The following is a 19,883-nucleotide window of genomic DNA, read 5'->3' as shown; positions in this document are numbered from 1 at the left end:
TGCCTTATATTTACAGCATACAATCCTTTTTTGATGAGCGAAGAATTAGAAAACAACATAAACGAAGAAAATAAACATACGGTAATCCCTATTAACGGACTTTATGAAAACTGGTTTCTCGACTATGCTTCCTATGTAATTCTTGACCGTGCTGTTCCACACATCAATGATGGCCTGAAGCCTGTGCAGCGCCGTATCATGCACTCCCTTAAGGAAATGGATGACGGGCGTTTCAATAAGGCCGCCAATGTGATCGGGAATACCATGAAGTACCACCCCCATGGTGACGCTTCCATTGGTGATGCCATGGTGCAGATCGGGCAAAAGGACCTGCTGATTGATTGTCAGGGTAACTGGGGAGACCCGGTTACGGGTGATAATGCAGCCGCCCCACGTTACATTGAGGCCCGCCTTTCAAAATTTGCAAATGAGGTTGTATTTAATGGTGATACTACCGTATGGCAGTTGAGCTACGACGGCAGGAACAATGAGCCGGTTACTTTGCCGGTAAAATTTCCTTTGTTGCTGGCACAGGGAGCGGAAGGTATTGCCGTTGGTTTGGCCACCAAGGTAATGCCACACAACTTTGTGGAGCTGCTGGATGCTTCTATTGAGGCGTTGCAGGGACAAAGACCTAATATTTTACCCGATTTCTTTACCGGTGGTATGGCCGACTTTTCGGCTTATAACGAAGGGATGCGTGGCGGAAGGATCAGGGTACGGGCAAAGATCACCGAAAAGGATAAAAAAACACTGGTGATCACTGAAATTCCTTACAGCACGACTACAGGATCAGTTATAGACAGCATTTTATCGGCCAACGATAAAGGCAAGATCAAGATCAAGAAGATCGAAGACAATACAGCAGCCAATGTAGAGATCGTGATACAGCTTGCGCCTGGTATTTCTCCGGATGTGACCATTGATGCCCTGTATGCTTTCACCTCCTGCGAGGTTTCCATTTCTCCGAATACCTGTATCATTAAAGACGAGAAACCGCAGTTTTTGAGTGTAAACGACATTCTGGTACAGAATGCCATGCACACGAAAGCATTGCTGAAAAAGGAACTTGAAATTAAACTGCATGAACTGCAGGAAAAGATATTCTTTAGCTCTCTGTTGAAGATCTTCATCCAGGAAGGGATGTACAAAAATGCCGACTATGAGAACTCCGGTACTTTTGAAGCGGTGGTAGAAGTATTGAACCGCTTGTTTGATCCTTTCAAACCTGACCTGTACAGAGAGATCCTTCCGGAAGATTTTAAGAAGCTGATCGATAAGCCGATGAGCAGCATTACACGTTTCGACGTGAAGAAAGCTGACGAGCAGATGAAAGCGCTATCTGATGAGATCAAAGTCGTTAAAAATCACCTGCGTCACCTTACAGAATATGCCATTGCCTGGTTTCAAAAACTGAAAGACAAGTATGGTAAGGGCAGGGAGCGTAAAACGGAGATTCGTTTGTTCGACAGGGTAGAAGCGTCTAAAGTTGCCCTGGCCAACGTAAAATTATACATGAACCGTGAAGATGGTTTTATCGGAACAGGTCTGCGTAAGGATGAATTTGTGGCCGATTGTTCGGATATTGATGAGCTCATTGTTTTCAGGGAAGATGGAAAATGCATCATTACCAAGGTAGCGGATAAAACTTTTGTAGGTAAAGGAATTCTGCACGCCCAGGTATTTAAAAAGGGCGATGAGCGGACCATTTACAACATGATCTATAAAGATGGTGCAAGCGGTACCTCCTACATCAAGCGCTTTGCCGTGGTTGGGGTTACCCGCGATAAGGAGTACGACCTGACCAAGGGAAGCAAAGGCTCTAAAGTACTCTACTTTACTGCAAATCCTAATGGAGAGGCCGAAGTTGTGACCGTACAGCTTAAGCCGCATGCCAAATTAAAGAAACTGCAGTTCGACCTGGACTTTGCTGAAATTGCCATAAAAGGCCGTGGATCCCAGGGGAATATCGTTTCTAAATACCCGGTTAAGAAAGTGCTGCTGAAAAGCAAGGGGGTGTCTACACTGGCCGGATTGAAAATCTGGTATGACGACCTGCTGAGGAGACTGAATGTAGATGGCCGTGGTAAATACCTTGGTGAATTTGATGGCGACGATAAGATATTACAGGTACATAAAGATGGCTGGTATGAGCTGAGTACTTTTGAGCTGAGCAACCACTTTGATGATGACCTGGTCCTGATCCAGAAATTTGATCCCGAGAAGGCTTTTGCTGTGGTGCAGTACGAAGGTAAGGCTAAAAACTATTTCATCAAAAGGTTCCTGTTTGAGCCTATTGCCGTGGGCAAGAAGTTCAGCCTGATCAGTGAAGAAAGCGGCTCAAAATTCCTTTACATTACCAGCAACCCCGCTGCGGTATTGACTGTTGATGTGCTGAAGGGTAAGACAAAGGTTCCCGAAACCCTTGAAATTGTACTGACGGAGTTCATTGATGTAAAAGGGATTAAGGCCAATGGAAACAGGATGACTGCCCATGATGTTAAAAATATCACGATCAGTAACAATAAAGAGATAGAACCTGCAGAGGAGGTAAAAACTGTGCCCGCGCCTGCTGCTGCAGAAACAGAAGGTGATGAGCCTGTTGATGAGGAAAACAATACCGCAATAGCGCAGGAGGGGGAAGAAGAACTGATTGATCCGGCAATGAGTAAAGACGCGGATGAAGAGGAAGTCCCTTTACCGGAAACGGATGAGGTACCACAGGATCAAAGCCCTGCCCAGGAAGAGGAGCCGAAACCTGTGGCAGAAAAGGCTAAAAAAGCATGGGGCAGCAAACCGGCCAAGCCAGCTGAAAGTGCCAAACCTGAAAAGGAGGAAAAAGCAGAGGAACCAAAGCCGGCTAAGCAGGTGGACTTTGAGATCACCAATCCTGACGACATTAAGATTGATGATAAAGGCCAGCTGGGCTTCTTTTAAATTCCCTACCGCTGCCCGGATTGCTGTTTAAACTGATCAACCCGGGATTGCTGTACCTTTCTTGGCCATGAATTGTTGCTTTCATCGATATCAGCGGTTTCCCTGTAAGGATCCAGCTGCACAGATACGACCTCTTTATCCTTGGCAAATGCCTTGGTTACTTTGTTTTCATCCTTGCGCCAGATATAAGCCGGAATCCGGTCTACTTCTTTACTGCCATCCTTAAATGTCCATTCAATAATGATTGGCATCACCAGGCCACCTACATTAGTGAAATCCAGCTCATAGAAATTCTTTTTGTTACTTGTCTGGCGGAAGCGAACATCGTTCAGGGCAATATCTACCGGATCGGTTTCAAAGAACCAGCCCCTCCAGAACCAGTCGAGGTCGACAGCTGAGGCATCTTCCATCGTTCTGAACAGATCGGCAGGGGTAGGGTGCTTAAATGCCCACCGCTTTGCATATTCTTTAAATGCATAATCAAAAAGTTCCCTGCCCATAACGGTTTCCCTTAAAATATTTAAGGCTGTAGCCGGTTTGGCATAGGCGTTAGGCCCAAAATTGATGATGTTCTCGGAATTGGTCATGATCGGCTCCAGCTGATCCTTAGGCATCTTCATGTAATCTACAATCTTATGCGCGGGCCCGCGTTGCGAAGGATAGTTCTTTTCCCAGGTCTGTTCGGTAAGGTACTGGCAAAAGGTATTTAAACCTTCATCCATCCATGACCACTGCCGTTCATCAGAGTTAACGATCATCGGGAAGAAGTTATGTCCCACTTCGTGAATGATTACACTCATCATACCGTATTTGATTGCATCCGTGTAAGTGCCGTCTTTTTGGGCACGGCCATAGTTAAAGCAGATCATCGGGTATTCCATTCCGTTTGCAGCTTCCACAGAAATGGCCACAGGGTATGGATAGGGAATGGTGTGTTTAGAGTATTCCTTTAAAGTATGGTCCACTATTTTTGTTGAATACTTGTTGTATAGCGGGTATGCCTCGGGGCCGTAGTACGACATGGACATGATCTTTTTGCCGTTAATGTGCGTGGCCATGGCATCCCATACCAGGCGCCTGGACGATACCCAGGCAAAGTCCCTTACATTCTCGGCTTTATAGGTCCAGGTCTTTTTTGCATTGGATTTTTTTGAAAGCCCGGATTTGATCTCGGTAAGGTTTACGATTTCAATGGGTGTTTCTGCGGTCTGGGCCGCATTCCAGCGCTGTAAGCTGGCCGCATTTAACACCTGTGCATAGTTCTGGCATTCGCCCGTTCCGCCTACCACGTGGTCGGCCGGAACAGTCATGTTTACTTTATAATTGCCAAATACCAGGGCAAACTCGCCCCTTCCTTCAAACTGTTTGTTTTGCCATCCCTGGAAATCGGAATAAACCGCCATTCTGGGGAACCATTGGGTCATGGTGAACAGGTAATTGTCATCCTCAGGAAAATATTCATAACCACCCCTTCCACCATCAGCTATGCGGTTGGCAATGTTATAGTTCCAGGTAATTTTAAGCTTGTATTGTTGTTTAGGCTGTAAAACCAGGGGCAGGTCTATGCGCATCATCGTGTTGTTGATGGTATAAGGTAAGGCAGCCCCTTTGTCATCCGTAACTTTTAAGATTTTAACACCCAGGTTGTTTTCGGCATTGATGATGTCGGCTAAAGCCTTATTGTTCATCTGATCTGTTATTTTAGACCTTTCGGTTAGCTTATTGTCGCTGCTGGCCTTGTGCTGGTTTTCATCCAGCTGTACCCACAAATAACTTAGCGGATCGGGCGAATTGTTGTAATAGGTAATGGTTTCAGCGCCATTCAGCCGGAGGTTCTTTTCGTCCAGTTCGGCATTGATCTCGTAATCGGCACGTTGCTGCCAGTAAGCCGGACCCGGTGCGCCGGAAGCAGAACGGTACATATTCGGACTGCTGATGATGGTGCCCAGCTGTTCGAATTTATTTCCGTGATTGGAACCCGGATTGTGCACTACATGCTGACTGAACGCATTGGTGCTGAATATTAGCGCAGTAAAAAACAGCAGGTTTTTATTCATTGGTGTTTCGTTGTTTGAGTATGCTTATCCAAGTAATGCCGGAAAACGTTCGGCGGCCATCACAAAGGATATCCCAAATATAGCCGATGAAAGAAAGAAATTCCAATCCCATCGCTTTATTTTTACAATCCAGATCAGGATGAAGGAAAGGATCAGCACTCCAGCCACGATCAATATCTGGCCAAATTCCAGTCCGATGTTAAAGGCAAACAGTTCAGCGGTGATGCTGCTGCTTTTGCCCAGCAGGCTTTTCAGGTAATTGGAAAAACCCAGGCCATGGATCAGACCAAAAAAAAGTGCCATGAGGTATTTAAAAGTCTGCCCTTTTGGTTTTTTTCGCTTACTGAAAATATTGGCTGCCGCGGTGATCAGGATAGTAACCGGGATCAGGAACTCAATCAGCGCGGTATTTACACTAATGACCTTAAATACACTTAAAGCAAGGGTAATGCTGTGCCCAACGGTAAATGCAGTGACCAGGATCAGGACCTTTTTCCAGTCGGCCAGCATATAAGTGCCACATAGGGCCATGACAAATAAAATGTGATCGTATCCCTGCCAGTCTAAAATATGTTGCCAGCCTAGTTGAAAATAAAGGGGGAATTCCTGCATTGAATTAATTTGTACCTTAGCTATTGGAATAGCAATATCCTCATTTAAATTAAGAAAAACAAAATGTTGCAGTGTTTATTATTTTTTTGGTTAAATATATTTCACCCGTTTTACGTAAGTGTAACAGAGGTTGTACAACAAAAAAATAATGGAGCAGTGCAGGTGAGCAGCAGGATTTTTTTTGATGATCTGGAACGGGCACTGGAAAAGCAGTATAAAACCAAGGTGAATATTTTAAAGCCTGCCGACAGGAAGCAGGTAGATGCTTTGATTACCAGGTATATTAAAGCACACCTGAAGATCAGTGCCAATGGTAAGGCCCTCGATTTGAAGTACCTGGGCTATGAGATAGAAGAGGATGCCGCCTGGTGTTATTTCGAGATGGTGGATGTCCCATCAATAAAACACCTGAGTATTAAGAACGACATCCTCTTTGAGCAGCATGAATCACAGAGTAACCTGGTCCATGCCATTGTAAACGGTCAGCGTAAAAGCACCAAGCTGGATAACCCGAAAAGTGAGGTTGCTTTTACCTATTAAAACTTATAGGCAAAGCTGGCTGCAAAGTTTCTTGTTTTTGTGGGTTGACAAACCCCTGCAGGGTAAAATGGGAGAAACTATCACTAGCGCTTGATATCTCTGGAGTATTTATAATGGTTGCTTACGATCATCGAAATGGGTAAACCCACTAAAACCATGTGCCAGATGATGGCGATTACAGCAAGGACATCAAAATGTGCAGCAGGGATTTTGCTCATCGGGATAACCACTAAATTCATAACTGCCCAAATGCCGAAACCATAGAGCATACCGCTAATAATTTTATTGTCCTTTAAAAACGGAAATCTGGGGAAGAGCAAATAGAACACACAGCTGGCAAAAAATGCGATCAAAAAGTGAAATGCAAGACCAAGTAAGGCTGCCGGTAAACCACCGGTATAGGCGTCTGGTCCCAATACGCCGCTGGCTACGAACTGGTAAATCTGAACAGGATTGTAATTGTAAAATAGTTTGTAGGCAACAATGGCGGCAAGCGCATCTAAAACTCCTGAAATTATAGTGGCCCATACAATGGTGCCTGTTTTGGTGTGTGTAATACTGGTTTTCATTTTCTGTTGTTTTTATACTACAAAACAACAGCCTGAAAAAGTCAAAAACGTTAAAGTAGTTTAATAAATCACTTGCCCATCAGCTTTCTGCGGATCATGCTCAAAAACACGGGAGTTATACCCAGATAAGAAGATACCTGCTTCTGGGAAATACGCTGTTCCAGCTGCGGGTATTTCTTTATAAAGTCCAGATACCTTTGCTCGGCAGTAAAAGCGAGGTTCTGGTTGATGCGGTTTTGTTGTGCGGCATAGGCATTTTGAAGAAGAAGGCGAAAAAAACGTTCAAACTTATGGACTTTTTCATAAAGCCTTTCCAGGTCTTCTTTCGTGATTTGTAAGACCTCTGTATCTTCCAGTGCATCAATGTAATAGGTGGCAGGTGTTTGTGTGATAAAACTGGCAAAGTCTCCCACCCACCAGTTTTCTACCCCAAAAATAACCACATGCTCAGCGCCGTTTTCATCTGTGGTATAAACACGCAGACAACCTTTTACAATAAAAGTCTCTTTCCTGCATATTTCCCCTTGCCTGAGCAGAAATTCCTTGCGGTTAAGTAACCTGTGCTGCAGCAGGGAAATGAAAAAATCTGATTCCTCTTTTTCAAGCTTTATGTGCCTGTTTACATTTTCAAGTATGGAATTAAAATTAACTTCAGGCATCGTATAAAATTTCATTATTCTGTTTGTGCTTTAAAAATAATATATTTAGTTATGAATGACACTTTAAATATCTGGTGATCATGAGTTCCAGAAGAGCTTTCCTTCAGCAAGGTGCTCTGGTAGCAGCCGGCGTCCTTATATCTCCTTTTGGTTTTGCACAGGCCATTTCGGAGAAAACAAAAGTGATTGTCATCGGCGCAGGTTTTTCGGGACTTGCGGCAGCTAAAAAACTCAAAGAAAAGGGCATCGCCTTTACCATTCTTGAAAGCCAGAACCGTATTGGCGGGAGGGTTTTTTCAAGACAAATGGATAAAGACCTGGTGGTAGAACTTGGCGGAGAGTGGGTTGGAGAAAACCACACCCGTATGCGCGAACTCTGCGGAGAACTGAAACTGGACCTTAGGGATAACCGCATGGATACACACCTGATCTACAAAGGAGCATATTCCCCTAAGGGGAAGTGGAGTGTCAGCGAAAACTGGGCACAGCGGTTTAAAAAATTAAAAGCTGATTTTAAATCTTTTACAGAAGCAGATAAACAGGCGCTGGACCGTTACGATTGGTGGCATTATCTGGTAAACAATGGCTGCCAGGGACGAGATCTGGACATTCATTCGCTTTTAGACAGCACGGATTTCGGAGAAAGTATCAGGCATGTTTCAGCTTTTGCCGCATTGGCGGAATATGCAGAGAGCAGCGATAAAAATGAAATGGACATGAAAATTGCCGGCGGCAATGGCATGCTCGCCGAAAGCCTTGCTGATAACATTGGCAGATCAGCTATTCTGACGGGGCACCGGGTAACCAGGATTATACAGGAGCCCGGTGGCGTAAAGGTTTATTGCGATCAGGGAAAAGTGTTTGAAGCAGACAAGATCATTTGTACATTACCCACATTTGCCGTTAAAATGATAGACTGGCAACCGGGCTTACCGGATGAAAAGGTACAGGCTTTGAATGAGCTTCAATATGCCAGAATTAATAAGCATGCGATAGTTTTTAGCAACAGGTTTTGGAAAGACGAGGCTTTTGATATGGTTACCGACCAGCTTCCACATTATTTTTACCATGCCACAAAGGGACAGCAGTCGGCAAAGGGCGTGCTCATTTCTTATAGCATAGGCGATAAGGCCGATGTAATTGCCAATCAAAGTAAGGAATGGATCGCAGATGAGGTTCAAAAAACTTTAGCACCCCACTTTGGGGATGTAAAACAGTACCTCGAAAAACAGGAAAACTACCATTGGGGTGAGAATGGCTATTCCAAAGGGGCTTATGCGCTTTACCGCCCGGGGCAATGGTTTAATGTAATGCCGGTACTTAAAAAGCATTTTCTGCATACCCATTTTGCCGGCGAACACCTGGCCGACTGGCAAGGGTTTATGGAAGGGGCCATCAATAGTGGGGAAGAGGCCGCAGGAGAAATATAACAGGGAAAAACAATCATTATCCTCGCAGTCTGGAACAAGTTGCGTTGAAGAAACATAAATTATTCCCAGGTCTGCTCAGAGAAGGTAATTTTCCGTTTGCTTTATTATACCACACGTCATCTTGCTAACACACTGCTTCATCCTGAACTTGTTTCAGGACCCGCACAGCTTAAATGCAGAATCAGCGGCGAAATTCAATGGAATACCCAACCAGTTTGCTTCTGCAAATTGGTGGTATAAATTATTACTGCAATTGTTAGAGACGGAACGTCAGGGATAGCAGGGGGGGAGTAGGTGCCTTTAGGTTCCGCTCAGGCTGCGTTAACTGTGCGTTTTGTTTTTCAGGGGCGTTGCGCCGGCGTTGGATAGGGGTTGATAAGGCCTTGTTTTAGCCTTTGGCTTTTTCAACGGTTGCTTAACGCCTGCTGTACCCGGCCAAAAACCAAAGCGCAGGGTTAACGCAGGGTTAAGGTATACTGAATACAGCTAAGGCTTATAAAAATAACCTTTTCTGATGCGGCATGAGCGTTATTTCATTTTTTTCTGTTAAGAAAAAATTGAATTCATGCAGCCGCAAAAGAGAAGGGTTATTTTTACGATTACTGGCTATTCTCGTCCTTGATTCCCTTCAGCAGTGCATAAATAGCCATTGCATGTCCCTGACCCAGCTCATATTCTTCTTTTATCCAGCTTACAATCTCAGCAGCTTTTACATTTGCTTTGAGCTGACCGTTTTCTGTAAACTTTTTCTCTTCTGCTTTTGCCCTGAATTCCTGTGGACCTAAGCCTGTTTTTTCCTTTATCGTTTTTAAATAAGCTTGAAATGACATAGTGTATTTATTTAGATGGTAATTGTACAAATATAACTGCAAAGACACCAGACCGGCAACGGTGAAAAAAGACATTTAAACGGGGTGATTGCGACAATCAGAAAATTAGAGTTTACCGGATTTGGACTTCAGTTCATTTGCAACACCTTTTATAAACAGATAGTTTACGGTTCCGCCAATTACCCCACCGATAACTGGGACCAGCCGGCGGGTTGCTTTGGAACCCAGGTTCATCAGGATCTTCTCGGCCACTTCTTCCATTACATTTTTACTGATGGCCAGTTTGGTGTCTGCCTTTACGGAGGAAGCTACAATTTTAAAAAACTCTTCAAAACTAATTTTGTACTGACCGGTATGGTGGTAGGAAATGGCTAAAGTTACCCTGAACTGCTGTGTAATAAGGTTAATCACATCCAGCGGTGTGCCCACCAGCATGGTACCCATGCCGCCTATACCCGTTACCACTCCGGAACCTGCAGCAAAGAGTGCGCATTGGTTTACAAATTTATCTATACCCATGGTATCAACACCTTTTTTGATGCCCAACTGGTCGATCTGGTTAAAGATCTGTTTAAAGCCACCTTCAGCAAGGTTTTTGAAGCCTTTGCTTAGATCTGCTCTCATTTTTTTAAAATTAACCCGCTTTAACGATGGTAAGTTCATGTGCTTTTGATTTGTACTAAGGATCGCACTACTTTCATGCCAGAACAAAAAATAGGGAAACTGCTGTTTTATCCATCAAAATTTCACATATTAATCCCGAAATATAAATTTATAGTCAAAATTATGATGGAAAGGGGCAGCAGTCCGGTTGTAAACAACCAGTTGATCAGGATAGGGGTGCTGTTAATTGATATGGACAGAAATCTGGATTTTGAGATAGATCATGAGCAGCTTGAGTTTTTGGAAGCTGAATTCAAAAGGATATCGGAAACTATTACCAATGTATGGGCCGATAAACCAATAGGACTGGCTTATTTTTTGGAATTTCACCTGGCCGAGGCTAAACGATTAAAAAATAAGATTAAACTCAACAATCATTTGAAGGACGAAATGAATGATCTGGACATTTTCAGGCTGAACATTTATACCCTGTTGAAACACAACCTTGGCAACCTGGTGGCTTTGTTGAATAAGCTATTAAAAGGAGAGGGCATAGCCTTAAATTTGAAGTAAACATAATCATAAGAAAAGCGGCTTCTGATTTTTGGTCAGAAGCCGCTTTTTTATAAAGGCTATTTTAATTTACTGGTATTGAATATAGATTGGTGCCGGTTTTAATTTCAGCAATTCCTCTGGTGTCATCAACCTGTTCGGTGCCTTTTTAAGGTCGTTTTTATAAAACAATTTGAAGCCGGTGAACTGAACCGGTTCAGAGTAAATAAAGTGACGGTAAGTCCCCTTTTTTAGCTCCGGTTCGCCCCATCCATCCATGTGCATCACCACCTGAACTTCCGGACGCAATTTGATGTTTTGCGAATTGGTTACCATCTTCTTGGTGAAGCGGTGAACCACAAATACCTTTGGCGGCAGGTTGTATTTTTTTACCAGGCTGGCCAGGTAATCTGAGCAATAGTTGATATCTGCGGCATCGTAAGTGCCAATCTTTTTGCCAGGTTTGGAACCGTCCTTCATAGAGAACTCCGGGTCAATACCCAGGTGCACGTTTGGCAGTTTAAGGTATTGTTCCAGCTGAGGCAGTTCGTCACGTATGGTGCCTAAAGCAACCTGTATATCAAGAAATACAATCATGTTTTTACGCATTCTGGATATGGTCATTACAGAGTCGATTTGTTTAAAAGGCATCCTGGTACGGTATTTTCCTGCTTTGCCAGGATCTCCGGCTGCTACTACAGCAATATAATGTAATCCTGGTTGTACCGGGGTAGAAGGGTCTGCCTTTTCCCAGCGTTTAACTTCAGCATCCAGTTTAGCCAGCATTTCTTTAGGGGCATATTCGCCCAATGCACCCATTTTTTTAGAATACAGGTTTCCGTAATAAACTACAATGCGTTTAAAAGGAAGAATTGCGCCATCCAGTGGGTAGGGCTGTTTTTTAACCGGCCACTTGCCTGTGGTATCTCCATTCGCCAGCTTCTTCATCAATGCATTGTACTTGGCGGTGTCTATCGGCTGGCGGGTGGTATCTTCTTTTTCTTCTTCAACAACTACTGTATCGCCGTTGGCTGTTACTTTAGTATGTCCTTTCGCTTTCTTTCCATCAGTAGCACAACTGGTAAATAAACCCATTGTTAATGAACTGATTAGAATAATGCCTGCCAGATGAGGTATTTTCATAAGTATAGAATTTGTTTTTTGTACAAGTATAAGAAAAGCTGGCTATAAATTTATTTTAATATTGTTTGGAATTATTCTAAATAAGTTGCTATACTTGTAGTGTTATTTAAAATGATTCTAAACAAAAGATATAAAGAAACTATTTGGTTTAGTTTAGTTGATGAGGATAAGCTTCCGGAGCCCTCCGGAAGTTCCTCTTTTTAAACAAAGTCATAAAGAAACTTGGTCAGTAAGGTGTTACTGGGTTTAAGTGTGTTTAAAGAAAAGGCGCCGGTTTGAGTATCCGGCGCCTTATTTTTTTCGTAACAGTTTAGGGCCGGTTAAAAGCTATTGAACTTGCCAAATACCCCTAATGGTAATTTAACACCAGAAGTAGCCTGTAAATAAAGTTCCCCGGTTTCCAGGTTTTTAACCTTTGGAAAAGAGGTTTTGATCAGATTTTCTACAATTACGGATGAAAAACCCAGGGAGTAAGTGTTCAGGATTAAAAAATGCTCCTGCGGATCCAGCAGCTGCACTACGTCCAGCATCATTTCCTGGATATGGTCTTCCAGCTTCCATTTTTCTCCATTGGGGCCGTGGCCGTAGGCTGGTGGGTCCAGAATAATACCGTTGTATTTTTTGCCGCGTTTAAGTTCCCGCTTTACAAACTTAAGGGCATCCTCAACTACCCATCTCACATCTTTAAGCTTAGATAGTTCCTGGTTTTCATTGGCCCAGTTTACCACTTGTTTAATGGAATCTACGTGTGTGGTATCTGCACCGGCGGCTTTTGCAATTAATGAGGCCGCTCCTGTGTAAGCAAACAGGTTTAGAACTTTCGGACTTGGCGATTTAAATTTTTTAACACAGGAAGAAATGTAATCCCAGTTCACTGCCTGTTCAGGAAATACGCCAAGGTGTTTAAAAGAAGTAAGTCCCAAACGCAGGTTTATGCTTACCTCGTCGTTGCTGTATTCCACATTCCAGCGATCTGGCAGCTTAGGGGAACTTTTTATCCATTCACCTGATGTTGCCGAACGGCCTTTGAACCGGATATGGGTTTGTTTTTTCCATTCCTGATCCGATAAGGTCTTTTTCCAGACAGCCTGGGGCTCTGGCCGCGACAGGACCAGATTACCAAAACGTTCTAATTTCTCAAAGTCACCACAATCAATTAACTCATAATCTTTCCAGTGCGTGGGTGTTAACAGGCTTATCATAAAATGGATATATTAAAATTTTCCTTTTGCAGCCTTCATAAAACGGCTGGCAAAAACAAAGTCGTTTAGTTCTTGAACATCGGTATGGGCAATTTCTTTGTTGGAGCCCTCCCAGAATTTTTTTCCTTCATGGAGGAACAGGATATAATCGCCTATACCCATTACTGAGTTCATATCATGTGTGACTACAATAGTGGTGGTATTGTATTCTTCGGTCAGCTCCTTGATCAGTTCATCAATTACGATGGAGGTTTTAGGATCCAGACCTGAGTTGGGTTCGTCTACAAACAAATACTTCGGGTTCATGGCAATGGCCCGGGCAATGCCCACACGTTTTTTCATACCTCCGGAAAGTTCGGCGGGATAAAGCTTGTTTTTCCCTTCCAGATTTACCCTTTCCAGGCAAAAGTTTACCCTTTCCAGTTTTTCCTTTCGGCTTTGCTCTGTAAACATATTTAAAGGGAACATGATGTTCTCTTCTACGGTCATGGAATCAAAGAGGGCTGAACCCTGGAAAAGCATGCCGATCTCTTTCCTGATCTCAATCTTTTCTTCAAAGTTCATGGTGGTGAATTCCCGGTCATCGTATTCAACACTGCCTTCTTCAGGTTGGTGTAGCCCGATCATACATTTCAGCAGGGTTGTTTTACCGGAACCAGAGCCTCCGATAATTAAATTGGTCACACCAGCCTCAAATTTACCGGATATGCCTTTAAGTACTTCGTTGTCGCCAAATGATTTATGGATGTCTTTGATTTCGATCATAGCAATAACTGGGTTACAATGTAATCACATGCCAGAATGGATATACAACTTACAACTACCGCCCTGGTACTGGCCTGTGCAACTTCCAATGCGCCCCCTTTTACATAAAAACCTTCATACGCAGGTACCGAAGTAATGATAAACCCGAAAACAAAAGCTTTAACCAAGGCAACAGTAATGGTATAAGGGTTAAAATCTGTAGTGATACCCTGGATGTATTCAGCAGGGGAAACTGCACCGGATAAAGTGCCGCCTATATAACCACCTGTGATGCTTAAAAACATAGACATGATCACAAGCAGGGGGACCATCGTAATGCCTGCAATTATTTTAGGCAGGATCAGGTATCCGGGAGAATTAATGCCCATAATTTCAAGTGCATCAATTTGTTCGCTTACCCGCATGGTACCAATTTCAGATGAGATGGCTGAACCAATTTTACCAGCCAGTACAATGGCACTGATGGTAGGGCTAAGTTCCAATATACTTGAGTCCCGATTTACAGAACCAATAATGGTTTTTGGTATAAAATCACTAACCAGCTGGAAAGCGATCTGCAAGGTCATTACCGCACCAATAAAGGTAGATATAATGGCGATCAGGCCTAAAGAGCCTACGCCGATAAAATCCATTTGCTTGAAAATGGCCTTCAGGTAAATCTTAAACTTCTCAGGTCTTCTAAATACGGCCTTTAACAAGAGGAGGTATCTGCCAAAATTGGTAAAATTCATTCAATGATAAATTAGCTATAGTATTTACGCAATATTACTACAAAGAAACAATAAAAAGTTGAAACCTTTATATAGGGGGGTGAATTCACCCGATTCAGCTTTCTAACAAAACTTTGGCCGCTAAGTTTTTGAGTATGGCCCTTTTTTGTAATATTGCGGCCTATTAAATGTTATAACATGAATGCAATTGTAACCGGGGCCACCAGGGGGATTGGAAAGGCCATTGCCCTTAACCTGGCCCAGCATGGCTATAACCTGGCCATTTGTGCAAGGAACGAACAGGAACTGGAAAGCTTTGCACAGGAACTGAGGTATACCAGCGCCCGGGTATTTACCTTTAAAGCCGATTGCAGCATTAAACAAGAAGTATACGCTTTTTGCCAGGCCGCAACCGAACAAATGGGCGCTGCCGATGTTTTAGTAAATAATGCCGGGACTTTTATTCCCGGGGGGTTGCTTGACGAAGCCGACGATGTGTTTGATTTACAGTTGGATTTAAACCTCAAGGCTGCTTATTATTGCGCTAAATATTTTGGTAAAATCATGCGTGAACAGCAATCAGGGCATATTTTTAACATTTGTTCCGTAGCCTCCAAGGCCGTTGTAGAAAATGCAGGCAGTTATTCTGTAACTAAATCGGCATTGCTTAGTCTTAATGATGTATTGAGGCAGGAACTATCGAAATACAACGTTAAAGTAACCGCAATATTGCCAGGCTCTACATTAACTTCATCATGGGAGGGAACACAAATCCCCGCTGAACGTTTTGTACAACCCGAAGATATAGCCAGAACGATTTACACAATTCTAAATTTGAGCAAAGGTGTAAATGTTGATGAGATAGTTTTAAAGCCGGTACAATTTTAAAAATAACAGGAGGGAATTATAATGGAAAAGAGATTATTCAGAAATGAGCATGATAAGGTAATTGCAGGTGTGTCATCTGGCGTTGCCGAGTACATGGAGGTGGATGTAACCATCATCAGACTGCTGTTTGTGCTTTCAACTATATTTTTGGTGGGCACAGGGATACTGGTATACATCATCATGTGGATTGTAGTACCTGTCAATAATGATCCGGCAGCAAGGTTTTCAAAATTCAATGATTTTTTTAAAGGGCAAAACAACCCTTTCCAAGCTTCAAACCCGTTTGCTGAACCAAAAAAGACAAATGAAAATACTGCACCTTTCCAGAACTGGACTTCATCGACAGTAAATGAAGGCGGGTTTGACAGCTGGAAAAAAACGAGTGATTTTAAGCCGTACAAAAAGAATGGCAGTGAAACAGGGCGTACGGTTGCCGGTTTATTTTTGCTGGTTATCGGTATGTATTTTTTAATGGATGAGTTTAACCTCATTCCGTTCGGATTTCAGCTGACTAAGCTTTGGCCACTTGTTTTTGTTGCCATAGGGGCAAGTTTTATCATAAAATCAAAAAACAAGAGTGCCTGGGAAAACTGGAAAAACCAGCAGAACTTTCAGGATCCGTTAAATACGGCTAGCGGTCCGGCAGAACCGGTAACACCTGCTGCTTCCGCGGAGCCGGTTAACCCGGCTACAATAAACCCGGTAACGGAAAGCCCGGCAGATGGACCTGATGCCGATAAAAATGCAGGTAATGACACAGAAGATCAGTTTACCAAAAAAGACATATAGTTATGAAGCTGGATAGAATAATGTGGGGCATCGTTCTGCTTTTTATAGGTGGGGTACTCCTTTTGGAAAATTTTAATGTTATTGATTTTTACTGGTGGAGTGTATGGCGTTTCTGGCCTATATTCCTGATCATTGCCGGTGTAAATATTCTGTTTAACAAGAGCAAATCGCAGGTGGGCAGCATTGTGTCCATAGGGATTTTAATCGTCACCCTAGGATTGCTTTTTATTAAAGGGCAGGAAGTACCCGCACATAAAAAAAGGATTACTACAGAACAACGCATAGATGGCAGGAGCGATAACGATATGGAGGGATTTGAGGAAAGCACTTTTACCCAGCCTTATACCGATTCTGTTCCTACCCGGACCATCCTGAGCTTGTCTGCGGGTGGTACCACGTTTGACCTTAAAGGGCCGACCGATAGCCTGATCAGTGCAACAGTTCAGCGACGGGGAGGGGCATTTTCTTTAAAAAATGAGATCTCGGATAGTGTGCGGACTTTATCCTTCAAAATGAAAGGTAAAAATAGCTGGAATGTAGGCGATGGTGGTAATGATGTAGATTTAATGCTGAATACCAACCCTAAATGGGAAATCCATATGAATATGGGAGCCGGGGAAGCTAATTTTGACCTGTCGGCCTACAAAGTAAGGGAATTTAGTTTTGACGGTGGTGCTGCTGCACTGGATGTTAAACTGGGGAGCTTACTGCCAGTTACCGATGTACGGGTAAAAACAGGGATTGCCGATGTAAAACTGAACATTCCTACCGCATCTGGCTGCAGGATTAAAGCCAAGACAGGCTTGTCTTCCAAAGAATTCAGCGGCTTCATCAAAAAAGCGGATGGAACGTATGAGACCCCGAACTACAGCACATCTGCCAATAAAATATTTATTTTTCTTGACGGAGGATTGAGTAGCTTTGAGGTAAATCGTTATTAATGCATAACCATACGGAGTATACAGTTGTCATCAACGGAAAACCAGAAGGGCCATACCAATTGCATGAATTAAAAGAATTGGATATCCAGGCTGGTACTTTTCTCAGGAAACCGGGGATGGACGATTATAAAGAAGCTCACGAGTTCCCTGAACTGCGTGAGCTTCTTGGGTTTAGCTATCAGCAAACTGCACCCCAGTATTTTGCTTCGTTCGATCAGCGCCTGCTGGCCATGGCAATCGACCTTTTCTTTATCCTACTGGCCTATGTGCTACTCGTATTGATCGGTTTTATTTTTGTTGAAGGTCAGGCAGCACGTATTTCTGTCGCCTTTGCGGGTATCCCACTGATCCCTCTTGCCAAGCTGATCTATGGTAGTGTAACAGAAGCTTCTGTAAGGCAGGCTGGAATCGGAAAACGCCTGATGAACATTAAGGTATGCAGTTTAAACGGAGACCGGATTACCCTGGCCAATGCTTTTGGCCGGAACATAGGCAAAGTCATATCTGCAGCGCCGTTCTTTTTTGGCTACCTGTACAGCTTCCTCAATAAAAAACAGCAATGTTTTCATGATGTAATGGCCAAAACGCTGGTCACAAAAGAGCGCCTGATCTGATTGTTATCAACATAATCTTTATCTTTGCGACAGATTTTTGTATTCATGGAAGCAGCACAATTGTATTCGAGGTTTTTAACAAGGGAAGTAAATATCGGCGATGTACCTATGGGTGGTTTAAATCCCATACGTATTCAGTCCATGACCACTACAGATACCATGGATACCCTCGGTACCGTGGAACAGACCATCAGAATGGTAAATTCTGGCTGCGAGTACGTGCGCATCACTGCGCCCAGCATGAAGGAAGCAGAAAACCTGGCCAATATCAAAAAGGAACTGCGGGTAAGGGGGTACAACGTGCCACTTGTAGCCGATATTCACTTTACACCCAATGCGGCCGAGGCTGCTGCGCGTATCGTGGAAAAAGTAAGGGTAAACCCGGGCAATTATGCTGATAAAAAACGATTTGAAAACATAGAATATACCCAGCAGGCTTACCAGGCCGAACTGGAACGTATATACAAGAAGTTTAGCCCCCTGGTAAAAATCTGCAAGGAATATGGTACGGCTATGCGCATCGGCACTAACCATGGTTCGCTTTCAGACAGGATCATGAGCCATTATGGCGATACCCCTCGCGGAATGGTAGAGTCGGCCATGGAGTTTATCCGCATGTGCGAAGACCTGAACTATTATAACCTGGTGATTTCTATGAAGGCCAGCAATACACAGGTAATGGTGCAGGCTTATCGTTTGCTGGTTGAAACCATGGTTAAGGAAGGGATGAATTATCCTTTGCACCTTGGGGTAACAGAGGCCGGCGATGGGGAAGATGGGCGCATCAAATCAGCAGTAGGTATTGGTACGCTGCTGGAAGATGGTCTGGGCGATACCATCAGGGTATCCTTAACGGAAGATCCTGAATTTGAAGCGCCTGTAGCCAAAGCCCTGGCCGCGAGATATGAAAAACGTGCTGTCGATCTGTACGGGAAAACCCTGTTCACCGAATCCAAAACCATTGATGCAGAAAAGCTTTCCTATAATCCTTTTGAATACCAGCGCAGGCTTACCGTTCCGGTACAGCATATCGGGGGGCATCACCATCCTGTTGTACTGCTGGATGTAAGCAGGGAGAACCTGAAAGACCCTTATTTTCTGGGCGCAGCAGGCTACAGTTACAGTGCTGTGCTGGATAAATACAATATGGCAGATCAGGCCTGCGATATGGTGTACCTGGGCGATCAGTTGCCATCGTTCTCTTTTCCAGGCAACCTGAAACAGTTATACAATTACAATACCTGGCTGACATTGCGCGACAAAAACAATTGTCACCCTTTGTTTTCTTACGAAGAGTACCTGAAAGCTGGGCAGAAAGACGAACATTTAAACCTGGTCAGGATCCAGGCCGAAGAAGCAGCCGGTAAAGACCTTTCTGTTCTGAAAGATAATGTGGTATTGTTGCTGGAAACTTCTGCATTGCACGGGGTAGCCGCCCAGCGGAATTTCTTTGTTGCATTAATGACTAAAAACCTGCAGCTGCCGGTCATCATCAGCAGAAGTTACGAAGGGATAAATGCCAGTGACCTGATGTTGTATGCTGCTACCGATATGGGTGCATTGTTAACAGACGGATTGGGTGACGGTATATGGATAAAAGCCGATGCAGCTGTAGCTTTACCTGTAGTTAATGCAACAAGCTTTGGGATATTGCAGGCTACACGTACCAGAATATCAAAAACAGAATATATCTCCTGTCCGAGCTGCGGAAGAACACTTTTTGATCTTCAGGAAACTACCCAGCTCATCCGGTCGCGCACCGATCACCTCAAAGGGATCAAGATCGGCATCATGGGCTGTATTGTAAACGGGCCTGGTGAAATGGCAGATGCCGACTACGGCTATGTAGGTACAGGACCGGATAAAATAACCTTGTACCGTGGCAGGGAAGTGGTAAAGAAAAATGTAAATGCTGCCAATGCTTTGGACGATCTGATTGAGCTGATCAGGGAAGACGGTAACTGGGTACAAAGAGGGGAATAAATCCTTTGTCGTTTTTAGCCCTATAATTGTCGCATTTACACTGCGGGCTGAATGGTATT

General features: G+C 43.7%; 19 protein-coding genes. 9 read left to right on the top strand and 10 right to left on the bottom strand.

The window, feature by feature from the left end:
• Positions 1-33 precede the first annotated feature (33 nt).
• Positions 34-2,937 (top strand): DNA gyrase/topoisomerase IV subunit A, encoded by a 2,904-nt coding sequence (locus tag ABIE26_RS25945; RefSeq protein ID WP_310146916.1) that lies wholly within the window; start codon positions 34-36, stop codon positions 2,935-2,937.
• Positions 2,938-2,942: 5 nt separating this feature from the next.
• Here the strand turns inward: ABIE26_RS25945 and ABIE26_RS25940 are convergent, their stop codons facing one another.
• Both ABIE26_RS25940 and ABIE26_RS25935 read right to left on the bottom strand, forming a co-directional pair.
• Complete coding sequence (locus ABIE26_RS25940; protein ID WP_310146918.1) at positions 2,943-4,994, bottom strand: M1 family metallopeptidase; 2,052 nt, start codon at positions 4,992-4,994, stop codon at positions 2,943-2,945.
• Positions 4,995-5,018: 24 nt separating this feature from the next.
• Complete coding sequence (locus tag ABIE26_RS25935; RefSeq protein ID WP_310146920.1) at positions 5,019-5,606, bottom strand: HupE/UreJ family protein; 588 nt, start codon at positions 5,604-5,606, stop codon at positions 5,019-5,021.
• A 63-nt stretch (positions 5,607-5,669) separates the two neighbouring features.
• Here ABIE26_RS25935 and ABIE26_RS25930 point away from each other — a divergent pair, with 63 nt between their 5' ends.
• A complete protein-coding gene (locus ABIE26_RS25930) occupies positions 5,670-6,146 on the top strand; it encodes a DUF6702 family protein (protein ID WP_310146922.1) in 477 nt (158 codons plus the stop codon).
• An 83-nt stretch (positions 6,147-6,229) separates the two neighbouring features.
• Here the strand turns inward: ABIE26_RS25930 and ABIE26_RS25925 are convergent, their stop codons facing one another.
• Entirely contained in the window at positions 6,230-6,715 is a 486-nt protein-coding gene (locus tag ABIE26_RS25925; RefSeq protein WP_310146924.1) for a hypothetical protein, read from the bottom strand.
• Positions 6,716-6,783: 68 nt separating this feature from the next.
• Positions 6,784-7,389 (bottom strand): Crp/Fnr family transcriptional regulator, encoded by a 606-nt coding sequence (locus ABIE26_RS25920; protein WP_310146926.1) that lies wholly within the window; start codon positions 7,387-7,389, stop codon positions 6,784-6,786.
• Between the two features lie 65 nt (positions 7,390-7,454).
• On the opposite strand from ABIE26_RS25920, the gene ABIE26_RS25915 reads away from it, so the two are divergent.
• Positions 7,455-8,804: a flavin monoamine oxidase family protein gene (locus tag ABIE26_RS25915; protein WP_310146928.1), complete on the top strand. Its 1,350-nt coding sequence runs from the start codon at positions 7,455-7,457 to the stop codon at positions 8,802-8,804.
• 599 nt (positions 8,805-9,403) lie between these two features.
• On the opposite strand, the gene ABIE26_RS25910 is transcribed toward ABIE26_RS25915, so the two are convergent.
• Positions 9,404-9,634 (bottom strand): DUF4287 domain-containing protein, encoded by a 231-nt coding sequence (locus ABIE26_RS25910; RefSeq protein ID WP_310146929.1) that lies wholly within the window; start codon positions 9,632-9,634, stop codon positions 9,404-9,406.
• A gap of 105 nt (positions 9,635-9,739) precedes the next feature.
• Positions 9,740-10,258, bottom strand: coding sequence for a hypothetical protein (locus ABIE26_RS25905; protein ID WP_310146931.1), 519 nt, complete (start codon positions 10,256-10,258; stop codon positions 9,740-9,742).
• Positions 10,259-10,420: 162 nt separating this feature from the next.
• On the opposite strand from ABIE26_RS25905, the gene ABIE26_RS25900 reads away from it, so the two are divergent.
• The gene (locus tag ABIE26_RS25900) at positions 10,421-10,810 is read left to right on the top strand and encodes a hypothetical protein (RefSeq protein ID WP_310146934.1); all 390 of its coding nucleotides are present in this window, start codon (positions 10,421-10,423) and stop codon (positions 10,808-10,810) included.
• Between the two features lie 69 nt (positions 10,811-10,879).
• Here the strand turns inward: ABIE26_RS25900 and ABIE26_RS25895 are convergent, their stop codons facing one another.
• The 4 genes from ABIE26_RS25895 to ABIE26_RS25880 all read right to left on the bottom strand — a co-directional run bounded on the left by ABIE26_RS25895 (position 10,880) and on the right by ABIE26_RS25880 (position 14,630).
• Positions 10,880-11,932 (bottom strand): hypothetical protein, encoded by a 1,053-nt coding sequence (locus ABIE26_RS25895; RefSeq protein ID WP_310146936.1) that lies wholly within the window; start codon positions 11,930-11,932, stop codon positions 10,880-10,882.
• Between the two features lie 320 nt (positions 11,933-12,252).
• Positions 12,253-13,134 (bottom strand): class I SAM-dependent methyltransferase, encoded by an 882-nt coding sequence (locus ABIE26_RS25890; RefSeq protein WP_310146938.1) that lies wholly within the window; start codon positions 13,132-13,134, stop codon positions 12,253-12,255.
• 12 nt (positions 13,135-13,146) lie between these two features.
• A complete protein-coding gene (locus ABIE26_RS25885; RefSeq protein WP_310146940.1) occupies positions 13,147-13,899 on the bottom strand; it encodes an ABC transporter ATP-binding protein in 753 nt (250 codons plus the stop codon).
• A complete protein-coding gene (locus ABIE26_RS25880) occupies positions 13,896-14,630 on the bottom strand; it encodes an MlaE family ABC transporter permease (RefSeq protein WP_015809263.1) in 735 nt (244 codons plus the stop codon). Before ABIE26_RS25880 ends, ABIE26_RS25885 begins: the two co-directional genes overlap by 4 nt.
• A 177-nt stretch (positions 14,631-14,807) precedes the next feature.
• Here ABIE26_RS25880 and ABIE26_RS25875 point away from each other — a divergent pair, with 177 nt between their 5' ends.
• The 5 genes from ABIE26_RS25875 to ispG are packed head-to-tail and all read left to right on the top strand — an operon-like array spanning position 14,808 to position 19,824.
• Complete coding sequence (locus ABIE26_RS25875) at positions 14,808-15,497, top strand: SDR family oxidoreductase (protein WP_310146943.1); 690 nt, start codon at positions 14,808-14,810, stop codon at positions 15,495-15,497.
• Positions 15,498-15,518: 21 nt separating this feature from the next.
• On the top strand, positions 15,519-16,286 hold the full coding sequence (locus tag ABIE26_RS25870; protein ID WP_310146945.1) for a PspC domain-containing protein: 768 nt from the start codon (positions 15,519-15,521) through the stop codon (positions 16,284-16,286).
• A gap of 2 nt (positions 16,287-16,288) precedes the next feature.
• On the top strand, positions 16,289-17,227 hold the full coding sequence (locus ABIE26_RS25865; RefSeq protein ID WP_310146947.1) for a LiaF transmembrane domain-containing protein: 939 nt from the start codon (positions 16,289-16,291) through the stop codon (positions 17,225-17,227).
• Positions 17,227-17,841, top strand: a complete 615-nt coding sequence (locus tag ABIE26_RS25860; RefSeq protein WP_310146949.1) for an RDD family protein — start codon at positions 17,227-17,229, stop codon at positions 17,839-17,841. The genes ABIE26_RS25865 and ABIE26_RS25860 overlap by 1 nt, the downstream gene beginning before the upstream one ends.
• 45 nt (positions 17,842-17,886) lie before the next feature.
• On the top strand, positions 17,887-19,824 hold the full coding sequence (gene ispG, locus ABIE26_RS25855; protein WP_310147092.1) for a (E)-4-hydroxy-3-methylbut-2-enyl-diphosphate synthase: 1,938 nt from the start codon (positions 17,887-17,889) through the stop codon (positions 19,822-19,824).
• The last annotated feature ends 59 nt before the right edge of the window (positions 19,825-19,883 follow it).

It is taken from the genome of Pedobacter africanus, from assembly GCF_040548825.1.
Classification (GTDB): Bacteria; Bacteroidota; Bacteroidia; order Sphingobacteriales; family Sphingobacteriaceae; genus Pedobacter; species Pedobacter africanus_A.
Note: the sequence above shows the minus strand (reverse complement) of the source record. Positions and strands in the feature narration are given on the sequence as shown.

Coding starts and splice junctions, on each gene's coding strand:
- ABIE26_RS25865 (WP_310146947.1), top strand. CDS start 16,289: ATGAAGCTGGATAGAATAATGTGGGGCATCGTTCTGCTTTTTATAGGT.
- ABIE26_RS25910 (WP_310146929.1), bottom strand. CDS start 9,634: ATGTCATTTCAAGCTTATTTAAAAACGATAAAGGAAAAAACAGGCTTA.
- ABIE26_RS25935 (WP_310146920.1), bottom strand. CDS start 5,606: ATGCAGGAATTCCCCCTTTATTTTCAACTAGGCTGGCAACATATTTTA.
- ABIE26_RS25895 (WP_310146936.1), bottom strand. CDS start 11,932: ATGAAAATACCTCATCTGGCAGGCATTATTCTAATCAGTTCATTAACA.
- ABIE26_RS25870 (WP_310146945.1), top strand. CDS start 15,519: ATGGAAAAGAGATTATTCAGAAATGAGCATGATAAGGTAATTGCAGGT.
- ABIE26_RS25905 (WP_310146931.1), bottom strand. CDS start 10,258: ATGAGAGCAGATCTAAGCAAAGGCTTCAAAAACCTTGCTGAAGGTGGC.
- ABIE26_RS25900 (WP_310146934.1), top strand. CDS start 10,421: ATGATGGAAAGGGGCAGCAGTCCGGTTGTAAACAACCAGTTGATCAGG.
- ABIE26_RS25880 (WP_015809263.1), bottom strand. CDS start 14,630: ATGAATTTTACCAATTTTGGCAGATACCTCCTCTTGTTAAAGGCCGTA.
- ABIE26_RS25915 (WP_310146928.1), top strand. CDS start 7,455: ATGAGTTCCAGAAGAGCTTTCCTTCAGCAAGGTGCTCTGGTAGCAGCC.
- ABIE26_RS25890 (WP_310146938.1), bottom strand. CDS start 13,134: ATGATAAGCCTGTTAACACCCACGCACTGGAAAGATTATGAGTTAATT.
- ABIE26_RS25930 (WP_310146922.1), top strand. CDS start 5,670: ATGTTGCAGTGTTTATTATTTTTTTGGTTAAATATATTTCACCCGTTT.
- ABIE26_RS25945 (WP_310146916.1), top strand. CDS start 34: ATGAGCGAAGAATTAGAAAACAACATAAACGAAGAAAATAAACATACG.
- ABIE26_RS25875 (WP_310146943.1), top strand. CDS start 14,808: ATGAATGCAATTGTAACCGGGGCCACCAGGGGGATTGGAAAGGCCATT.
- ABIE26_RS25860 (WP_310146949.1), top strand. CDS start 17,227: ATGCATAACCATACGGAGTATACAGTTGTCATCAACGGAAAACCAGAA.
- ispG (WP_310147092.1), top strand. CDS start 17,887: ATGGAAGCAGCACAATTGTATTCGAGGTTTTTAACAAGGGAAGTAAAT.
- ABIE26_RS25885 (WP_310146940.1), bottom strand. CDS start 13,899: ATGATCGAAATCAAAGACATCCATAAATCATTTGGCGACAACGAAGTA.
- ABIE26_RS25940 (WP_310146918.1), bottom strand. CDS start 4,994: ATGAATAAAAACCTGCTGTTTTTTACTGCGCTAATATTCAGCACCAAT.
- ABIE26_RS25920 (WP_310146926.1), bottom strand. CDS start 7,389: ATGAAATTTTATACGATGCCTGAAGTTAATTTTAATTCCATACTTGAA.
- ABIE26_RS25925 (WP_310146924.1), bottom strand. CDS start 6,715: ATGAAAACCAGTATTACACACACCAAAACAGGCACCATTGTATGGGCC.